The 18,220-nt window shown below is 55.2% G+C and carries 16 protein-coding genes; 10 read left to right on the forward strand and 6 right to left on the reverse strand.

The window, feature by feature from the left end; translation table 11 throughout:
- Positions 1-5 precede the first annotated feature (5 nt).
- Positions 6-1,766: a choline dehydrogenase gene (locus tag EBB79_RS03425; protein WP_127747592.1), complete on the reverse strand. Its 1,761-nt coding sequence runs from the start codon at positions 1,764-1,766 to the stop codon at positions 6-8.
- Positions 1,767-1,792: 26 nt separating this feature from the next.
- Positions 1,793-2,152 carry a cupin domain-containing protein gene (locus EBB79_RS03430; RefSeq protein ID WP_127747593.1) on the reverse strand — a complete coding sequence of 120 codons (360 nt, stop codon included), beginning with the start codon at positions 2,150-2,152 and terminating at the stop codon, positions 1,793-1,795.
- 120 nt (positions 2,153-2,272) lie between these two features.
- On the opposite strand from EBB79_RS03430, the gene EBB79_RS03435 reads away from it, so the two are divergent.
- The 3 genes from EBB79_RS03435 to EBB79_RS03445 all read left to right on the forward strand — a co-directional run bounded on the left by EBB79_RS03435 (position 2,273) and on the right by EBB79_RS03445 (position 6,901).
- Entirely contained in the window at positions 2,273-3,226 is a 954-nt protein-coding gene (locus tag EBB79_RS03435; RefSeq protein WP_127747594.1) for a LysR family transcriptional regulator, read from the forward strand.
- 943 nt (positions 3,227-4,169) lie between these two features.
- Complete coding sequence (locus EBB79_RS03440; RefSeq protein ID WP_127747595.1) at positions 4,170-4,994, forward strand: PstS family phosphate ABC transporter substrate-binding protein; 825 nt, start codon at positions 4,170-4,172, stop codon at positions 4,992-4,994.
- 8 nt (positions 4,995-5,002) lie between these two features.
- Complete coding sequence (locus EBB79_RS03445; protein WP_127747596.1) at positions 5,003-6,901, forward strand: putative bifunctional diguanylate cyclase/phosphodiesterase; 1,899 nt, start codon at positions 5,003-5,005, stop codon at positions 6,899-6,901.
- Positions 6,902-6,974: 73 nt separating this feature from the next.
- On the opposite strand, the gene EBB79_RS03450 is transcribed toward EBB79_RS03445, so the two are convergent.
- Complete coding sequence (locus EBB79_RS03450; protein WP_127747597.1) at positions 6,975-7,307, reverse strand: L-rhamnose mutarotase; 333 nt, start codon at positions 7,305-7,307, stop codon at positions 6,975-6,977.
- 63 nt (positions 7,308-7,370) lie between these two features.
- Positions 7,371-8,213: an amidohydrolase family protein gene (locus EBB79_RS03455; RefSeq protein WP_127747598.1), complete on the reverse strand. Its 843-nt coding sequence runs from the start codon at positions 8,211-8,213 to the stop codon at positions 7,371-7,373.
- Positions 8,214-8,289: 76 nt separating this feature from the next.
- On the opposite strand from EBB79_RS03455, the gene EBB79_RS03460 reads away from it, so the two are divergent.
- Together EBB79_RS03460 and EBB79_RS03465 are read left to right on the forward strand one after the other, a co-directional pair.
- On the forward strand, positions 8,290-9,417 hold the full coding sequence (locus EBB79_RS03460; RefSeq protein ID WP_127747599.1) for a mannitol dehydrogenase family protein: 1,128 nt from the start codon (positions 8,290-8,292) through the stop codon (positions 9,415-9,417).
- Positions 9,414-10,394 carry an aldo/keto reductase gene (locus EBB79_RS03465; RefSeq protein WP_127747600.1) on the forward strand — a complete coding sequence of 327 codons (981 nt, stop codon included), beginning with the start codon at positions 9,414-9,416 and terminating at the stop codon, positions 10,392-10,394. The genes EBB79_RS03460 and EBB79_RS03465 overlap by 4 nt, the downstream gene beginning before the upstream one ends.
- Here the strand turns inward: EBB79_RS03465 and EBB79_RS03470 are convergent, their stop codons facing one another.
- Positions 10,395-11,300 (reverse strand): GntR family transcriptional regulator, encoded by a 906-nt coding sequence (locus EBB79_RS03470; RefSeq protein ID WP_127747601.1) that lies wholly within the window; start codon positions 11,298-11,300, stop codon positions 10,395-10,397.
- Between the two features lie 142 nt (positions 11,301-11,442).
- Between EBB79_RS03470 and EBB79_RS03475 the strand changes: the two genes are divergently transcribed.
- From EBB79_RS03475 to EBB79_RS03495, 5 genes are all read left to right on the forward strand, one after another.
- Positions 11,443-12,465, forward strand: a complete 1,023-nt coding sequence (locus EBB79_RS03475; protein WP_127747602.1) for an ABC transporter permease — start codon at positions 11,443-11,445, stop codon at positions 12,463-12,465.
- 37 nt (positions 12,466-12,502) lie between these two features.
- Positions 12,503-13,444: an ABC transporter substrate-binding protein gene (locus tag EBB79_RS03480; RefSeq protein WP_127747603.1), complete on the forward strand. Its 942-nt coding sequence runs from the start codon at positions 12,503-12,505 to the stop codon at positions 13,442-13,444.
- Positions 13,445-13,522: 78 nt separating this feature from the next.
- Complete coding sequence (locus EBB79_RS03485; protein WP_238704986.1) at positions 13,523-14,314, forward strand: ATP-binding cassette domain-containing protein; 792 nt, start codon at positions 13,523-13,525, stop codon at positions 14,312-14,314.
- Positions 14,311-15,345 carry a zinc-binding alcohol dehydrogenase family protein gene (locus EBB79_RS03490; RefSeq protein WP_238704987.1) on the forward strand — a complete coding sequence of 345 codons (1,035 nt, stop codon included), beginning with the start codon at positions 14,311-14,313 and terminating at the stop codon, positions 15,343-15,345. The genes EBB79_RS03485 and EBB79_RS03490 overlap by 4 nt, the downstream gene beginning before the upstream one ends.
- Positions 15,342-16,871 carry a UxaA family hydrolase gene (locus EBB79_RS03495; RefSeq protein WP_127747604.1) on the forward strand — a complete coding sequence of 510 codons (1,530 nt, stop codon included), beginning with the start codon at positions 15,342-15,344 and terminating at the stop codon, positions 16,869-16,871. The genes EBB79_RS03490 and EBB79_RS03495 overlap by 4 nt, the downstream gene beginning before the upstream one ends.
- A 94-nt stretch (positions 16,872-16,965) precedes the next feature.
- Here the strand turns inward: EBB79_RS03495 and pobA are convergent, their stop codons facing one another.
- Positions 16,966-18,138 carry a 4-hydroxybenzoate 3-monooxygenase gene (gene pobA, locus EBB79_RS03500; RefSeq protein ID WP_127750860.1) on the reverse strand — a complete coding sequence of 391 codons (1,173 nt, stop codon included), beginning with the start codon at positions 18,136-18,138 and terminating at the stop codon, positions 16,966-16,968.
- Positions 18,139-18,220 lie beyond the last annotated feature (82 nt).

The raw sequence follows: 18,220 nt of genomic DNA on the forward strand, positions 1-18,220 counted from the left end.
TTTCATTATCGTCTGGCATTCGCCAGTAGTGCGGCGCGCAAGCTGTCCCGGTCGCCGGCATAGTCGTGACTGATGTCCCGCGACCGTTGGCTGAGCGCCCAGTCAGGCGCTGCCAGCAGCGGCGCATCCTGCGCGGCAGGCAAGGCACGGCCCCGGATCAGGTCCGAAGCCCGCTCTGCCAGCATCAGTGTTGGTGCATTCAGGTCGCCGGCCGTTGCCTGCGGCATGACCGAGCTATCGACAACTAGAAGACCCTGGACCCCCTTAACGCGCATGGTTTTTGGGTCGACCACGGCGGCGGCGTCATCCCCCATCCGGCAGGTGCCACAGGGGTGATAGGCGCTTTCGACTTTGTCGGTGATGAATTGATCGATGCTGTCATCGCTTTGGCAGGCATCCCCTGGTGCCAGCTCTTTACCGCGGTAGGGGGCAAAGGCTGGTTGGGCAAAAATCTCGCGCGTCAACCGGATGCAGGCGCGCATCTCCGGCCTGTCCTCGGGATGGGTCATGTAGTTGAACCGGACCCGAGGCAGATCGCAAGAATCTGCGCTGCGCAGCCGCACCCAGCCGCGACTTTTGGAGCGTTTAGTGCCCACATGCACCTGAAACCCGTGACCTTTGGCCAGTGTTTTTCCGTCATAGGAAATAGCAAGCGGCAGAAAGTGGTACTGGATGTCCGGATAGACAATGCCGGCGCGGCTGCGAATATGGCCGCCGCTTTCGAAATGGTTCGTCGCGCCCAATCCGCCTTTGGTCAGCAGCCACCGGGCGCCAATCATTGCTTTGCCAATAAGGTTCATGTGTGAAAACAATGACACCGGTTGGGTGCATTCCTGCTGCACATAGACCTCTAGGTGGTCCATCAGGTTTTCACCCACTTCAGCCCGGTCAGCCTGAACCTCGATCTGATGCGCCTGCAACTCTTTGGCCGGCCCGATGCCTGACCGCTTGAGGATAACCGGCGACATGATCGCACCAGCACTGAGGATGATTTCCTGATCGGCCCGGGCCAGCTGTGGCCTACCATTTTGGGTGAACAAAACACCCGAGGCGCGACCCTGATCAAACAGGATCCGGTCCACCAGCGCCTGCGAGATCACCCGAACGTTGCCGCGCTTGATCGCCGGGCGCAGATAACCGACCGCCGCGCTTGATCGTTTGCCGCCGCCGACCGACATCTCCATCGGGCCCATGCCTTCGTGCTGACGCTGGTTCATGTTGGGACTGGCCGCATACCCGGCCTGCGACCCGGCCTGAACAAAGGTCTGGTACAGCGGGTTGGTTTCCGGCCCTCGCGTCACCGAGATCGGCCCATGGATGCCGCGCAATGGGCCGCCACCTTTGACATTCTCAAGACGTTGGAAATAGGGCAGCACATTTGCCCAGTGCCATCCACCAGCCCCCAATGCGGACCAAAGCTCATAGTCCATCGGATTGCCACGCACATAACACATGCCGTTGATTGACGAGGACCCGCCGAGCCCCTTGCCGCGGGGCAGGTTCATGACCCGGTTGTCCAACCCGGGCTCGGGCTCTGTCACCATGCCCCAGTTGAATCGCTTGGTGTTCATTGGGATCGACAGTGCCGTTGGCATCTCGACATATATCGATTTGTCGCTGCCGCCGGCCTCGAGCACCAAAATACGAGCTTTTGGGTCCTCGCCCAAGCGGTTGGCCAGCACACAGCCGGCCGATCCGGCACCAATGATGATGTAATCATAGGCTCCGATGTCAGTCGCTGTGGCGGAAGATACAGAATGTGACATGCGAAAATCCAGGCTCAGCTATGGGATCAATCGATCATCACGTAGTATTTCAACATCGGCTCTGTCTGCTTCCAGTAGCCGCGAAAGCCTTTGGGGACGAGAAAGGCATCGCCCTTGGTATAGGTTTCCGAGAAGTCTTCATTCTCGAGCGTCACGGAGCCTTCCAGCAGGTACATAAATTCACTGCAGGGATAGTTCTCGTAGAATTCGGTATAAGGAGAGGAGCGCCAAATACCGGCGCGAACGCCGGGTTCGTCCTTTTGAAAGTAGATGTGATCCAACCCCATCGGCTGACCCTCGATCAACTCTGCTGTTTCCAACGCGATATCGGCTGCATCTTTCCAGCCATCAGGGCCATTTGCTGCGAATTTCATGGGTTTGGTCATGGTGTATTTCCTGTTGGGTCGCCGATTTGCCGACGAAAGTTGGCAAATAGTTACGAAACAAATCTGGAAACACGAAATTATTACGGTTACACTATCGTAACTTGAGGTTACTATAAACCTATGTCTCACTCACCCTCTCTGACAGCCCTGCGTGCCTTTGACCTTGTTGCCCGACTGGGGTCGTTCACCGAGGCAGCGCGAAAGCAGAATGTGACACGCCCGGCGATCAGCAAGCAGGTCAAGGGCCTGGAGGTCCTGATGGGGTGCCAATTGATCGTTCGATCAGGCCCCAAAGTCACACTGACGACGCAGGGCACTGAACTTGCGGCCGGGCTGCGCCAGGGCTTTGATATAATTTCTGCCAGTACCCAAAAGGTAATCGAGCATTCCAATCACCCCAAAACGGTCCGAATCCTCGTGGAACGGGATTTCGCATCATCCTGGCTGGCAGAACGCATTGGGGCCTTTTTGGTGGCGCACCCCGGCATATCCATCGAGGTCAACGCCGAACACAATGGCCAGCTGCGTGAAGGCGAGGATTTCAGCTTTCGGATCTTTTACGGACCTAAAGGGTGCTATGAGACTGAAACACTCGTCGAGGATTTTCTGTGTGACTGGGTCGATATCCCAGTCTGTACGCCAGACTATCAGGTCGCGCATATCACCGAGCATGGCCGCTATCATAACGCCCATTTTCTGATCGACAAAAATTACAATCCCTGGTCCGAGTGGTTTGATAAGGCGGATCTGGAAAATCCGGGCGCGCAGGCGTCCTATACAAGCTTTAATGAAACCACATTATGTCTGTCAGCCGCTTTGGCGGGCTCTGGTATCACAATCGGAGACAGTTTCCTGTGCTTGCCTGCGATTGACAGTGGCCGTCTTGTTGCGCCGTTCAAAATCGGGTTGCGCAGCTCGGAACGGTATTCAATCTGCTACCCGTCTGGGCGAACCCTGTCGAAATCTGAGAGATATTTTCAAAATTGGCTGACCCAAACAATCAAAGAATATGATCAGACCGTTGGGCAAGTCCTGAGCGGGATTGGCATCAATGTGATAGCATCGCATACCTAGCGCGCTGATATTCCCCGAAGGCCCGCATTTTGGTCCATATCTGTGCTTGGGGGCAGGCGGGTGCCCTGCCACCCACGCGTGAGAACGCGAAAAGCGACGCATCCTTCAAGCGACGCTTGCCACGGTCTGTGGTGGCCATCACGCCGGTCAAATATCTCAACTTCGCGAAACATGCTGAATAAGCAGGGAAGCAAATAATTCGGGCAATTTGCCTGGGGATATCCTTCGAGGGGTGCTGTCAGCGGGTTTCGCAATCGCTGCCTTTCTGTCCTTCGATCTGTCCCAATTGCGAGGGTCCAAAACGCGGCACTATATCATTTTGTAACTGGCCTACTCGACGTGGGCCCATCAACCAAAGGGCGAAAGCTTTTTGGATTTGGGCTTCGGTGTAGGCATCGGTTGAAATGCCGAGAGTTCCAGGCCCGCGAGGGGCATCGGTTGGTAAAGTGGCTGTGCAGAGGCTGGACCCTGAATGCATCTGGACATGACGAAAGGGTGGTCAGACCCCCAACAGTATCTGATGCATGGAAAGTGGCACTTTTTACAATGGATTTCTGTGATCACATTTGATCCGCAGAACGCAAATCTGAGTCGGGGGACTGCAAAATCGAACCGGTGTGACGGGTAGCTGCGGGGCCGATGACAGGCAATGCATCGTTCGAAAAATGGAAATGACCACGTGGCTGGAGCAGCGGAGTTTCACCTGGTTTTCAGGAGAGCCTTCTAAGTTTAACAGAGTGGTGCTCTTGTGGAATGCGTTGAGGAAGAACAACCATAGGTAGTTGTATCGCCTTGTCCTGCTGGTTTGTTGGGCTTATCCACAGGTGTAGGCACTGGTCCAGCGCCCTTGGTGAACGGGGCTAGGTTCGAGCTGCCGATCGCGCATATTTTGTTAAGAAATTTGGTGTCATATATTCTAAGTTTTGAAATAGGAGGCACCCAGATGGCCAAGGTGACACTCAGCTTCGCAGTACAGGTTGGCGCAACGGTTGCAGCGTTGTTTTCGGGAAGCATTGCCTGTGCTGATACTTTGCGGATTGGCGGGACGGGTGCAGCCCTTGGTAGTATGTCGGTTCTTGCCGAAGCTTTTGAAGACCGTAATCCGGGTAATACGATTCAAGTGCTTCCCAGCCTGGGAAGCAGTGGCGGCGTTAAAGCGTTGGTTGCTCAGGCGATAGATCTCAGCGTGAGTGCCCGGCCACTGAAAGATAAGGAAACTGCGGCTGGTGCGTCGGCAAAAGCTTATGCCAGAACACAATTGGTATTTGCGACAACCCGTGGCAATGATGTGACCGGGGTTACGACCGAACAGCTTGAGCAAGTCTATAACGGTACGATTTCCCACTGGGCTGATGGCAGGCCCATTCGTCTGGTTATGCGTCCCGCCGCAGAATCTGACACGCGTATTCTGCGGGGACTGTCTGTCGAATTGGATCGTGCGGTTGGCATCGCACTGGACCGCCCCGGCCTGGTCAGTGCGACCAACGATCAGGAAAATGCTGCATTGTTGGAGCGTTTGGAAGGGTCATTGGGTATGATCCCCATGGGCCAGATCGCAACCGAAAATCGCCGTCTGAACATTCTATCGCTTGATGGCCATGATCCGACTGACACTTCTGAAAATGCCCCTGACGGGCCACTCACCAAAACGTTCTACCTGGTTTCGACTGACAACATTTCCCCCCTTGCATCGGACTTCCGTGACTTTGTCTACTCAGACGAAGGCCGCGCGCTGCTGTCTGACTATGCGTTCACACCGGCCGGATAGGAAATCCAATGTTTGAGGAAAACAGTCAGTCCGATTTGGTAGATCCGAGTATCGTACGCCTGACAACGGCATTTGCGTTTGCTGTTTCTCTGGCGATATCGATCCTTGTGCCGGTATCGTATTTTTACTTTGGGCTGCAGTTCGTTCACGGAAAAACCACTGCTCAAGCAGACATGAATTCTGAGGATATAAGCCAGCTTGTCGGCCGCAATCCGCTAATGTGGCACTTTGAGACGCTCAGAATTACTGAATTTCTGGGCGGCTATGAGGACACCGAGATATGGAAAGTTTTCGATGTCGACGGGCAACTTGTCGCCCAGGTTGGAATGGCCTCCATACCCAGCCCGGTAATCCTGACGTCTCATGCATTTTTTGACTCGGGCATTGAGGCCGGGCGCCTTGAAGTCACGTACAGTATTCGCCCCTTGGCCTATCGCAGCTTGGCAGTCTTCTTCCTTTCAACCCTTCTTGGGGGGCTCGTTTTCATTGGGATGCGAACGCTTCCGCTTAGAGTGTTACGCCAAGCGATTGAGCATGCTTCCTTTTTGGCCAGTCATGATCCGCTTACGGAATTACCGAACAGATCCCTGTTCAATAATTGGTTGATCAACGCCATTGCAGACGTTGATCGGCAACAAACTCCCTTGGCGGTTCTTTGTTTGGATCTTGATCACTTTAAGGACGTCAATGATCTATTGGGGCATGCGGCGGGGGATGACCTTCTTAAGCAGGCGACAGAACGGCTAATAGCGTTGCTGGACAGTAATGATTTACTAGCGCGGCTAGGGGGCGACGAATTTGCCATTGTCCAAAAGTCGGCTGATCAACCAAGTGGCGCGACCCAGCTTGCAAACTTGATCACGGCCGAATTGTCACGGCCCTTTGATCTGGATGGCAACGAGGCAATCATTGGGACCAGCGTCGGAATTACCGTTTTGACCGATGGTAGCCATATCAAGGCTACAACACTGCTGCAGCAGGCAGATCTGGCCCTATACCGTGCAAAAAACGAGTGTCGTGGGTCCATTCAGTTTTACGCCGAGGAGATGAACCAGCAACTGTTGATCCGCAAAAAGCTTGAATCCGATCTTCGGATCGCTTTGACTTCGGATCAACTTGATCTGGAATTTCAGCCGCAGATTGACCTGGCCACTGGCAAAATTGTGGGTGTCGAGGCCCTGTTGCGCTGGAACCATCCCACCGAAGGGCGCATTCCGCCTGATCAGTTTATCGGTTTGGCCGAGGAAACCGGTTTGATTATCCCGATTGGTGAATGGGTCATCCGTAGTGCCTGCGCTCACGCGCGGGATTGGCCTGAATTGAAATTTGCCGTCAATGTTTCGCCGGTGCAATTCCGGTCACCAAACCTTTTGGAATTGATCCGGAGCTCGCTTGCAGACGAGAACGTAGAGCCGGGTCGATTGGAAATTGAGATCACGGAAGGCATCTTGATCCAGAACACCGAAGAAACCATAGCGATCCTGACCCAGTTAAAAGATATGGGCGTGCGCATCGCAATGGATGACTTTGGGACCGGCTATTCAAGCCTGAACTACCTGCGCCGGTTTGACTTTGACAAGATTAAGATAGACCAATCCTTTACAGCCGGTCTTGGCCATAGCCCCGAAGCTGACAGCATCATTCAGGCTGTGATTGATCTGGGAGCATCCCTAGGCATGACGTCCAATGCCGAAGGTGTTGAAACCATGGAACAAGCCCGCATCTTGAAGGATCAGGGCTGTAAGGAAGTGCAGGGATATTATTTTGGTCGGCCTATGGCATCGTCCAGCATCCAGGAACTATTGGCGGATCAGGACTGGATGTCTGTTGAAGCCAAAGCGGGTGGGACTGACGAGGCGACGATTACAGATATATCAACTGCCCGCATGGGAACCAGAAGCAACTGATATTGCCTTTTCAACAGGAAACCATCTTCGAGCGGACCTCTGTCCGGCCCTGTCACAACAGGCCCATCAGTGATTAATCAAGGTGGAATACTGGTTCCATAGGGGCCCACCACTCTCCATCAGAGCGGGATTCAAGTGGTTTTTGCATTGGCCCGCACAGTTTCCACCAATCCTGCGTCACCGGGTCGGCGGCTATTGCAGCGTCATCAGCAGCAAAATCTGATCCGGTGTACTCCCAGTAGCTGAACAGAAGGTTTTCTGGTTGCCGCAGGAAGATTGAGTAGTTGGTGATGTTAGATCGGCGCAACCGATCCAGCACCTGTGGCCAGACGGCGGCATGCAAACGCCTATACTCTGTGAGTGTCTCGGGATGCAGCCCGATGACCATTCCCATTCTCTCAACCATTTTGGGTCTCCAACTGGGTCATTACTGTAGCGATAGCTTGGCGACTGGGTCGTGCGAGGTGGGTCACTGACTATCTGCCAAGCCGTAGAATATGTGCGCGGTTTGCGAGAATAACTGATCTTGTTGATCCTGTGTCAGGTCAGCCGCCAGCGTCTGCGCGACCTTGACCCAGGTAGCATAGTCCCCCGCGAGGTTCAGCACTGGCCAATCGCTGCCCCACATCATCCGGTCCGGGCCGAAACACTGATAGACGTGATCAAAAACCGGTTGCAATGTCTGGGCCGACCACCCGCTGCCGTATTCATTGGCCAGGCCGGACAGCTTGCAAAACACATTGGGATGGCCGCCCAGCTGCTTCATGCCGGCGCGCCAGTTCTCCCCGGCGTCCTGACCGCCTTGGATCACTGGTTTGGCGCAATGATCGATCACAATCGGCAAGGCCGGGATGCCCTCGGCGATTTGAGAAATCGCGTCCAAATGGCGCGGTGTCACCAATGCGTCCAGCCGCAGCCCAAGATCAGCCGCAAGTTTAAGAGCCTTTTGGACCTTGGGTTGCAGAATCCACTTGGTATTTTCGATATCCTGCAACATCGGGCGAATGCCTTTGAACCATTTGTTCTGCGCCAACTCCCGCAGCGTTGCCTCGGCGTCTTCCGCCTCTAGATCGACCCATCCGACCACCCCACAAATCAATGGGGACCCGGCTGCCAGGCTAAGAAGAAATTGAGTTTCCGCCACTGTCGGCGCCGCCTGGACGACAATTGTACCTGTTACGCCAGATGCCGCCGCGATCTGGGTCAGGTCTGCGGGCAGGAAATCACGTCGGATGGGGGCTACGCTGTCATCCATCCATGCGTAGTCACCGCGGGCGATGTGCCAGAAATGCTGATGGGCGTCGATGATCATGGTTTTGGTCCGTATTTGGAGTTGCTTGACTTTATGTTTGTAATAATTAAAAACACAATGCAAGAAGGAGACCGCAATGTCAATCACTCCGATCATCCAGTTTGGGACCAGCCGTTTCCTGCAGGCGCATGCTGATCTGTTCATTTCAGAAGCATTGCAGTGCGGCGAGGCGCTGGGCCCAATTTGCGTTGTGCAGTCCAGTGGCGAGGCGACGCGCGCCCGTCGGTTGGCGGCCTTAAGTGACCCTGCGGGATATCCAGTCCAGGTTCAGGGCCTGCAAAATGGTGAACAGGTCTCGTTTGAGACCCGCGTACAGAGCGTGACCCGGACGCTGTCGACAGCGACTGATATTGCTGAGGTGAAGCGCATTGTGGCGTTTGAGGCGGAAATCATCCTGTCCAACACCGGGGATGCCGGCTGGGTGCCACAAGCCGCTGACACCAAACTGGATTTTAGTCAGGACATGTCTTATCCGGCCAAGCTGACGCATCTTTTGTTAGGTCGGTTCCAGGCTGGTGGACAGCCTATTCAGGTGATGCCAACGGAGTTGGTGGCGCAGAATGGTACTGCACTAAGGCACCGTGTTCTGGAGATTGCCGCACCCCTGTCTGCCAAGTTTGCGGCCTGGATTGAAGCAGAGGTACGGTTCGTCAACTCGCTGGTGGATCGCATCGTGTCCGAACCCCTGCACCCTGCCGGTGCTGTGGCTGAGCCCTATGCCTTGTGGGCAATAGAAGACTGCCCGGGGCTGCGTTTGCCCTGCGCGCATCCCGCAATCACGGTGGTGGCTACGTTGGAACAGACCGAGGCGCTAAAGCTGTACATCCTTAATCTTGGTCACAGTTACCTTGTTGAGGGATGGTTGCAACGCGGTCGACAGGGGGCGGAATTCGTCCGTGATCTGCTGTCAGATCCCGCCGTGCGCGGCGATCTGGAGAACCTGTATGCCCAGGAGGTCTTGCCTGCATTTGCAGCCCGAGGGTTGGGGCCAGAGGCGCAGGCCTATGTTGCGACCACTCTGGACCGGTTTTCAAACCCGTATCTAGACCACCGCCTGGCAGATATTGCCCAGAACCATCCCGAGAAAGTGCATCGGCGCATCGGCGCATTTCTGGACTGGTCTGCTACGCAAGACAACGCCACCGCGCGCCCAAGGCTCACCGCCATTGTGGATCACATTCGTAAATCAAAGGATCGGACATGAAGCGAAATCAAATCGGCAAAACGGCTGTAGAGGTATCTGAGTTGTCCTTTGGCTGCGCAAGCATTGGCAATCTGTACCGCGAGGTGTCCGATCATGACGTGACCGCGCTTCTCAACTGCACCTGGGACCGGGGCATTCGCTATTTTGACACTGCCCCGCATTATGGACGCGGATTGTCGGAGATGCGGTTGGGGGCATTTCTACGTGGGAAAAATCGGGACGATTATGTGGTGTCGACAAAGGTGGGCCGACGTCTATCCCCGGGTGGGGCACTGGATGAGGCGGACGGGTTCGTGCATCCGCTGCCCAATGATGTGCGATATGACTATTCCGGCGATGGTATCGAGGCCGCGTTTGAGCAAAGTTGTGAGCGGCTTGGGACCTCTCGCATTGATATCCTGTATGTCCACGATATCGGCAGCTACACCCATGGCGCTGCCAATGTGGCGCATTTTGCCGATCTGATGGACAGCGGGGTGGATCGTTTGCAGGCCCTGAAAAACGCGGGCCGGATTGGGGCCTTTGGGCTTGGTGTGAATGAGAATGCGGTCTGCCTGGAGGTGATGCGCGAGGTTGATATTGATGTCATCCTGCTGGCAGGGCGGTTGACGCTGCTGGATCGCAGCGGGGAAGAGGAGCTTGTAGACCTGTGCCGGGCCAAAGGAACAAGCCTAGTTCTGGGTGGGATTTTCAATTCCGGCATCCTGGCCACCGGGCCAGTACCCGGAGCACATTTTGACTATGCCCCGCCCTCGGCTGGGGTACTGGCCAAAGTCACCGAACTTCAACGGCGTGCGGACGCCGTCGGGGTGCCGCTGGCAACCGCAGCTTTGCGGTTCGCGGTACGCCATCCTGCTGCGGCTTCTGTTTTGCTGGGCACTGCCAAATCAAAATCCCTGACACGAAACCTGGATGCTCTGGATGCCCCGTGGCCGGATGGGGCAGATGGTATTTTTACGCCCATGGAAGATCGGTAACTATTGGGCGCGGCCATGGATGCGCAAAGCCGAAAGCAGCGTTTGCTTGGATGTCTTAAGGTGATCGCGGGCGGCGTCTAAGGCGGCGGCCTCATCACGGGTGCGAATGGCATCCAGTATTCTCAGATGCTCCTGAATGGCGGCCTCATTCCTATCGCGTTCATCTTTCTTGTCCCATTGGTAGTGGTAGTGAAACACTAGCGATATGACCTTTTGAAATTCCTCAACAAACCGGTTTTGCACGATTTTCCCAATGGTCGTGTGGAACCGTTCGTCAAGCAACGAGAAGTCGTGGTAGCGGCTGTCGATCTGTTCAGCGAGTTGTTTGTGATCGGCTTCAAGTGCGTCCAGTTGCGGCCAGATTTCGTGATCATCGGGCAGTGATACAAGCTGTGAAATCGCATTCAATTCGAGCATATTGCGAAAATCCGAAAGCTCGACCGCAAAGTCAGTGGTAAACCCGACCAGCTCCCATCCACCCTTTTGCCGTCTTTGAACCAGCCCAAAGCGGCTGAGGGAGGCAAGGAATTCCTGGAGGGAATGGGGGGGTACGTTAAATTTACGGGCCATATCGGTGACGTTCAGGGCGGTGCCGGGGGGGACGTCAAATCGCAAGATCCAGTCGAGGAACTGGCTTTCCAGTTCGTCCTCTGAAACCTGCTCAGTTCTGACATCCAATCGATCCGACTTGCGCGGTTTGCGCAGCAGCGTTTTGTCGCGGCCGTTCCAGTCGATGATACCCTCGCCATCCAGACGTTGCAGGGCTGAACGGACAACGGTTCGACTGACATCCAACCTGTCGGCCAGACTGAGTTCCGAGGGAAGTTTGTCGGTGCGGGCCAGATTCGAACAGACGTCTAGCAGCGCATTATAGGCCGTTCTGAAGCGTTCGTCGGTTCTCGCCATTTCTAAACCTCATATTTAACAGCTTATATATACTACCAAAATTCCCATGCGGTCGACAATAATAAAAAACAATTGACAGCGCGGCCTGTTGTTGAGCAATATGGTTTTCAATTATTAAATACCAATCCACGGGAGATGTGGGATGTATGAAGTCATCGCAAGGGCACGGGCCGAGGGCGCGCGTTTTAGGCTACAGCCCGAGATGTTCCACAAGCTATCAGCGGCACTCACGCTTTTAATTCTGGTCGCAATTTTTGCCTTCGGGAATCCGGCATTTCTGTCTGTGAACAATGGCTTGACCATTATGCTTCAGACGTCGGTGATAGGGTTGCTTGGGATTGGCATGACAATGGTCATCATCACTGGTGGCATCGATCTGAGTGTGGGGTCGGTTCTGGCGCTGTCGGGAACGGTAACCGGCATGTTGGTCAAATCGGGCATGCCGGTACTTCCCGCCATGTTTTGTGGCGTTATCGTTGGTGCCCTATGCGGGTTGTTCAACGGGTTTGTCATCACAAAGATGCGGATCACACCCTTTGTTGCAACGCTTGGAATGATGCTGATTGCGCGCGGTATCGCCTTGCAGCTTACAGGTGCCGCGCCAATTTCCCGCCTGGGAGAAGCGTTTGGGGTTCTTGGCAATGGGGCCTTGTTCCGCATTGTTGAAATGGGCGCCAATGGGTTTCCCAAAGTCGTCTTCCCTGGCATCCCATATCCGGTGATCCTACTCGTGGTCGTCGCAATTTTGGGCTCGTATATGCTGCGCCGTCGTCAGATCGGACGCCATATCTATGCCACTGGATCCAATGAAGAGGCCGCACGTCTGGCAGGTGTCGAAGTCGACCGGACCAAGATGATTGCCTACTCACTGTCCGGTGCCCTTGCGGGCCTGTCCGGGATTGTCCTGATGTCCCGGCTTGTCACTGCCCAGCCCAATGAGGGCGTCATGTATGAGCTCGACGCCATCGCCGCAGCCGTTATCGGCGGTGCATCTCTAATGGGAGGGGTGGGGGCAATATCGGGCACATTGATCGGCGCCTTCATCATCGGCGTCCTGCGCAATGGCCTGAATATGGCCGGAGTGTCTGCCTTTATCCAACAGATTGTAATCGGTTTTGTCGTCATCTTTGCCGTCTACATCGATCAGATCCGTAGCCGCCGGTAAGCGGTCGAATACCAAACTTCAACGGGAGGAAAATACCATGAAAACATCTTTGAAAGCTGTACTTACTGCGACAACGATTGCGATGTTGCCAGTAACGGCAATGGCGGGGGAGATCGCTGTTATTGTGAAAACGACGAACTCAAATTTCTGGCAGAACGTCAATAAAGGCGCAAGCGCAGCCATCGAGGCGCAGTCTGACCATACTTTCACATTCAATGGCCCGGCGTCTGAATCCGCGATCGCGGACCAGGTCAACCTTGTTGAAAACGCGATCAACCGGGGTGTTTCGGGTATTGTTCTGGCCCCATCCGACCCTGATGCCCTGACACCGGCGGTCAAACGTGCCTATGAGTCAGGTATTCCAGTCGTCATCATCGACTCCGGCCTGTCTGACGGGGCAAAAGGCACTTTCCAGGCGTTCCTGTCGACAGACAACTGTGCCGCAGGCAAACTGGTGGCAGATCAGATGATTGAAAAAGTAGGCACCGAAGGCAAAGTTGCCGTCATGTCCTATGTTGCAGGTGTGGGATCCGAAATTGGCCGTGTTGGTTGTTTTGTCGAACAGCTTGGTGCTCACTCCAATCTTGAAGTTGTCGGTCCGTTCTACTCGCAGTCGCAAATGGCGACGGCACTGAACCAAACCACGGATATTTTGGCCGCAAACGGGGATCTGGTTGGGATCTTTGGCGCGAATGAGCCAACCGCTGTTGGCATGGGCCGTGCCCTGGTGCAAGCGGGCAAAGCTGGGACCGTGACGGCCATCGGTTTCGACGGCAACGGCGATCTGCAAGATTTCGTGCGCGATGGAACTCTGCTTGGAACTGCCGTTCAGGGCTCGTTTCAAATGGGTGAATTGGGTGTGAATGCAGTGATCGACGTCCTGAACGGGAAGTCCGTCGAGTCCTTCATCGACACTGGCGTTGTTCTTGTCACCAAGGGCAACATTGACGATCCGGTCGCCCAAAACGTCCTGTACTAACCTCCCCTGGCCAGCCGTTGCCCGTTTGTATCTTTGGGCGCTGGCTGGCCCTTTTACTTAAGACCCGGAGCCGGTTCTATGAATATGCACAGACAGACCCCCACACCGCTTGTCGAAATGGTCGGCATCGAAAAACACTTTGGCGGTGTGCGTGCGGTGGATGGAGTATCGGTCGATCTTTACCCCGGCGAGGTTGTTGGTGTTCTGGGCCATAACGGGGCAGGAAAATCCTGTCTGATGCGGATCCTGTCCGGGGCCATGATGCCCAGCAACGGTGAAATTCGGGTGCGTGGCGAACGTGCCCAAATTCAGTCCCCCCACGAGGCCCGCGAGTTCGGGGTCGAGACGATCTATCAAACACTGGCCCTTGCGGATCATTTGGATGCGCCTGCCAACCTTTTCCTTGGGCGTGAGTTGAAAACACCCTTAGGCAATCTGGATGACAAGCGGATGATGAAAGAGGCGCGGGCAGTGCTGCATCGCCTGAACCCCAATTTCAAGAATCTGAGTGATCCTGTTTCAAGCCTGTCGGGTGGTCAGCGTCAGGTCATCGCAATTGCTCGAGCCATCTATTTCAATGTAAATATCCTGATCATGGATGAACCAACAGCCGCACTGGGACCATCCGAGACGGCCATGGTTGCCGAGTTGATCAAGAAACTGAGCGCGGCGGGCATTGGGATCTTTCTGGTCAGCCACGATATGGCGGATGTCTTTGAACTGTGTGACCGGGTGATGGTCATGAACAAGGGTCGCAATGTCGGGTCCTACAAAATTGACGAAGTATCAAAGGATGACGTGTTGAGCCTTATTATCAAAGGTGATTTGCCCGACGGCTGGACGCCTCGTAACGGTGAGGTGGCGCAGTGAATATCGTTCAAGATGCCCCGGCTGCTACGACCAAAATGCTGTGTGGAACCTGTGTGGAACCCGGCCAGTTTACCCTTAGGGAATATGATTTGCCCACCTCGGCGCCACAGGGATGGGCGCTGATCGATATCAGCGCGGTTGGGATCTGTGGCACAGACTATCACATATTCGAGGGTAAGCACCCATTCCTGCAGTACCCGCGCGTCATCGGCCATGAATTGAGCGGTATCGTGCATCAGGATGCAGGTGAGCTAAAAGCGGGAACGCTGGTTGCTGTGAACCCCTATCTGTCGTGCGGTGACTGTCGTGCCTGCCAGCGTGGAAAGCCGAACTGTTGCAGTAAGATAGAGGTACTGGGCGTGCACCGTGACGGTGGGCTTTGTGCCCGGATTGCAGTGCCCATTGGCAACCTATACCCCGCCGATGGTTTGACAGAGATACAGGCGGCGATGGTCGAATTCCTGGCCATCGGAGCACATGCCGTGCGGCGTTCGGACGTGACCAAAGGGGATCGTGTGCTGGTGACGGGGGCAGGGCCCATCGGGTTGGGCGCTGCGTTGTTTGCGCGGCTTGCCGGGGCCGAGGTCCATTTGTTGGATCTAAGCGCTGCGCGGCTGCAATTGGCCAGAGAGAAATTTGGCTTTACAAATCTGCATCAGGACGTGGATTCTGCTGCACAGGGGCCGCTTGCCGATGGGTTTGACGTGATTTTTGATGCGACGGGCAATGCCCAGGCCATTGAGGCCGGATTTCCGCTGCTGGCGCATGGCAGCAGTTATGTTTTGGTGAGTGTGGTGAAGGATAAGATTTCATTTGAAGACGCTGAGTTTCACAAACGCGAGACCCGGATCATCGGCAGCCGGAACGCCTTGAAGGGTGATTTTGATCAGGTCATGCAGGCGATGCGTGCCGGGGATATTGATACAGAGGCACTGTGTTCCGAGATCCTTGCGCTGGATGCGCTGCCCGACCGGTTCAGATCACTTGCAAATAACCGGGAAACCCTGATCAAGGTGGTGGTGAAATTATGAGTGTAACCAGTGACACCCATCCAGTGCTTGTCTTGAACGCAGAGGATAATGTTGCCGTTGCCCTTGCACCACTGGCCCCCGGTGACGACCTTGGCAAGGGGCAGGGTAAAGTTACTCAGCCGGTGCCTGCCGGACATAAGGTGTCCAGAACGCCGATCTCTGCGGGGACCAACGTTCTGAAGTACGGCCAGATTATCGGTCGCGCAACCGAGGACATTCCAGCGGGCGCGCATGTCCACAGCCACAATCTTGGGATGGGCGACCATAAGCAATCACATGCCTTGGCTACAGAGCTGCCACAGATCGTGCCGAGTGAGAGCGCGGACCAATTTATGGGATATCACCGGCCCTCTGGCCGTGTGGGGACGCGCAATTACATTGGTATTTTGACCTCGGTCAATTGTGCCGGCTCGGTCGCAAAGTTCGTGGCCGAGGTCGCTGAGAAAACGGAGTTGCTGAAAGAATTTGGAAATGTTGACGGGATCATCCCGATCACTCATGGGTCTGGTTGCGGGATGTCTTCTAAAGGTGAAGGCTATGAAACACTGTTTCGCACGCTGACAGGCTATGCACAGAATCCAAATTTCGGTGCCATCCTGATGATTGGGCTGGGATGTGAGGTCATGCAGATCTCGACACTGGTTGGCCATGAGGGGATCCGCGATGAGACCCGGTTTCGGTTCATGACCATTCAGCAATCCGGTGGCACGCGGGCCACGGTTGAGGCCGCACAACCCATCTTGCGAGAGCTTGCTGTTGAGGCAAACAAGGCACAGCGCGCGCCTGCGCCAGCCTCGGCACTGACAGTGGGGCTGCAATGTGGTGGCTCGGACGGGCTGTCTGGTATTACCGCCAATCCCGCCTTGGGGGTGGCCTCGGACTTGTTGGTGGCCCAGGGCGGCACGTCAATTTTATCCGAAACGTCAGAGATCTACGGTGCCGAACATCTGTTGACCAGCCGCGCCGCTACGCCAGATATTGCCGCGGCATTGCTGGATCGTATTGCCTGGTGGGAAGATTACACAGCCCGCAATTTTGGTGAGATGGACAACAACCCGTCGCCGGGCAACAAACGTGGCGGCCTGACCACCATTTTGGAAAAATCCCTCGGCGCGGTGGCCAAGGCGGGGGCGGCGCCTATGAATGGTGTCTTCCGATACGCAGAGCCGATCGACAGGCCGGGTTTTGTATTCATGGACAGCCCCGGATACGACCCGTGTTCGGTAACCGGGCAGGTGGCATCTGGCGCAAATCTGATAGTGTTCACAACGGGTCGTGGATCGGCGTCGGGGTACAAGCCTACGCCCTGTATCAAGCTGGCGTCGAATAGCGATATGTATCAGCGCATGGAAGAAGACATGGATGTGAACTGCGGGGACATCGTGACCGGCACGACGCTTGAGGCGAAGGGGCAAGAGATCTACCGCTTGATGCTTGAGATTGCCTCGGGTCGCCCATCCAAAAGCGAGATGCTGGGCTATGGTGCAGTTGAATTTGTCCCGTGGCAGATTGGTGCGGTGATGTAGGCGCCAAAGCAGCGGGCGTTCCAGATCGCCCTTTCGGTGAGGACAGGTATTCGCCGAAAGGGCAGGGAGGGTTGACCCTGCTCACGTTTGGAAATCAGAATGGCAACCCGACATAGTTCTCCGCCAGCGAGCTAAGCGCCGCCTCGGAGGAGAACAGATAATCCATGTCGGTTTGCTGCAATTTGTTTTCATAGCTTGTATTGTCCGGAAGCTTATGAAGAAGCGTGGTCATCCACCAGCTGAAGCGCTGTGCCTTCCAAATGCGGGCCAGGGCTTTTTCACTGTAGCTGTCCAGCCCGGTGTCATCACCATCTTTGTAGTGATCCATCAAGGCGTGATACAAATAATAGATGTCACTGCCAGCTGAATTCAGCCCCCGGGCACCGGTCGGAGGGAAGATATGAGCCGCGTCACCGGCCAGGAACAGGCTGCCATAACGCATCGGCTCGGCCACAAAACTGCGCAGCGGGGCAATGCTTTTTTCAATCGACGGGCCTGTTTCCAATCCGTCGGCGACATCCTTAGGCAAACGGGCCTTTAGTTCAGTCCAAAAGGCATCATCAGACCAGTCAGCAGCTGTTTCCGTTAGGGGCACCTGTATGTAATAGCGGCTTAAAACCTGGCTGCGCAGCGAGCAGAGAGCAAAACCGCGATCGCTTTTGGCATAGATCAATTCTGGTGACACAGGTTTTGTGCGGCTCAGAACGCCAAGCCAACCAAACGGGTACACCTTCTCGTGCTCTACCAGGACATCGGCGGGGATCGATTTTCGGCTGACACCGTGAAATCCATCTGCGCCGATGATGTAGTCACAATCGATGCGGATGGTGTCAGTGCCATCGCTGTAGGTAATATGCGGTGCGTCGCTTTTCAGGTCGTGCAGCTTCACGTCCTCGACGTTATGGATGATATTGCCGTCCATCTTTTCACGGGCTTCATAGAGATCGCGGGTCAGCTCGGTCTGACCGTAAACCATGACCGAGTTGCCACCGGTATGCCCGGCCAGATCAACACGCCGCTTGTTGCCGCCTTCGGCAATATAAAACCCATCGTGAATTTCGCCCTCGGCATCCATGCGGTCACCACATTGGGCTTCGCGCATCAATTCGGCAAACCCGTGTTCCAGAACACCTGCGCGAATCCGGCCAAGAACGTATTCCCGGCTGTGTTTCTCGAGCACAATATTGTCGATCCCTATCAGATCGAGCAGTTGACCTAACAAGAGACCTGAGGGCCCGCCACCGATGATTCCGACTTTGGTTTTCATGTTCATTTCGCAGTCCTCCAGACCTTTTGCCGATATTGAGCGGAAACGACGGCCAAGTGAATGGATTCATCCGGCATAAACT

Origin of the sequence: Parasedimentitalea marina, assembly GCF_004006175.1 — a bacterium.
GTDB lineage: Bacteria > Pseudomonadota > Alphaproteobacteria > Rhodobacterales > Rhodobacteraceae > Parasedimentitalea > Parasedimentitalea marina.

Coding starts and splice junctions, on each gene's coding strand:
- EBB79_RS03455 (WP_127747598.1), bottom strand. CDS start 8,213: ATGATCATCGACGCCCATCAGCATTTCTGGCACATCGCCCGCGGTGAC.
- EBB79_RS03460 (WP_127747599.1), top strand. CDS start 8,290: ATGTCAATCACTCCGATCATCCAGTTTGGGACCAGCCGTTTCCTGCAG.
- EBB79_RS03440 (WP_127747595.1), top strand. CDS start 4,170: ATGGCCAAGGTGACACTCAGCTTCGCAGTACAGGTTGGCGCAACGGTT.
- EBB79_RS03445 (WP_127747596.1), top strand. CDS start 5,003: ATGTTTGAGGAAAACAGTCAGTCCGATTTGGTAGATCCGAGTATCGTA.
- EBB79_RS03470 (WP_127747601.1), bottom strand. CDS start 11,300: ATGGCGAGAACCGACGAACGCTTCAGAACGGCCTATAATGCGCTGCTA.
- EBB79_RS03425 (WP_127747592.1), bottom strand. CDS start 1,766: ATGTCACATTCTGTATCTTCCGCCACAGCGACTGACATCGGAGCCTAT.
- EBB79_RS03485 (WP_238704986.1), top strand. CDS start 13,523: ATGAATATGCACAGACAGACCCCCACACCGCTTGTCGAAATGGTCGGC.
- pobA (WP_127750860.1), bottom strand. CDS start 18,138: ATGAAAACCAAAGTCGGAATCATCGGTGGCGGGCCCTCAGGTCTCTTG.
- EBB79_RS03465 (WP_127747600.1), top strand. CDS start 9,414: ATGAAGCGAAATCAAATCGGCAAAACGGCTGTAGAGGTATCTGAGTTG.
- EBB79_RS03475 (WP_127747602.1), top strand. CDS start 11,443: ATGTATGAAGTCATCGCAAGGGCACGGGCCGAGGGCGCGCGTTTTAGG.
- EBB79_RS03430 (WP_127747593.1), bottom strand. CDS start 2,152: ATGACCAAACCCATGAAATTCGCAGCAAATGGCCCTGATGGCTGGAAA.
- EBB79_RS03480 (WP_127747603.1), top strand. CDS start 12,503: ATGAAAACATCTTTGAAAGCTGTACTTACTGCGACAACGATTGCGATG.
- EBB79_RS03495 (WP_127747604.1), top strand. CDS start 15,342: ATGAGTGTAACCAGTGACACCCATCCAGTGCTTGTCTTGAACGCAGAG.
- EBB79_RS03435 (WP_127747594.1), top strand. CDS start 2,273: ATGTCTCACTCACCCTCTCTGACAGCCCTGCGTGCCTTTGACCTTGTT.
- EBB79_RS03450 (WP_127747597.1), bottom strand. CDS start 7,307: ATGGTTGAGAGAATGGGAATGGTCATCGGGCTGCATCCCGAGACACTC.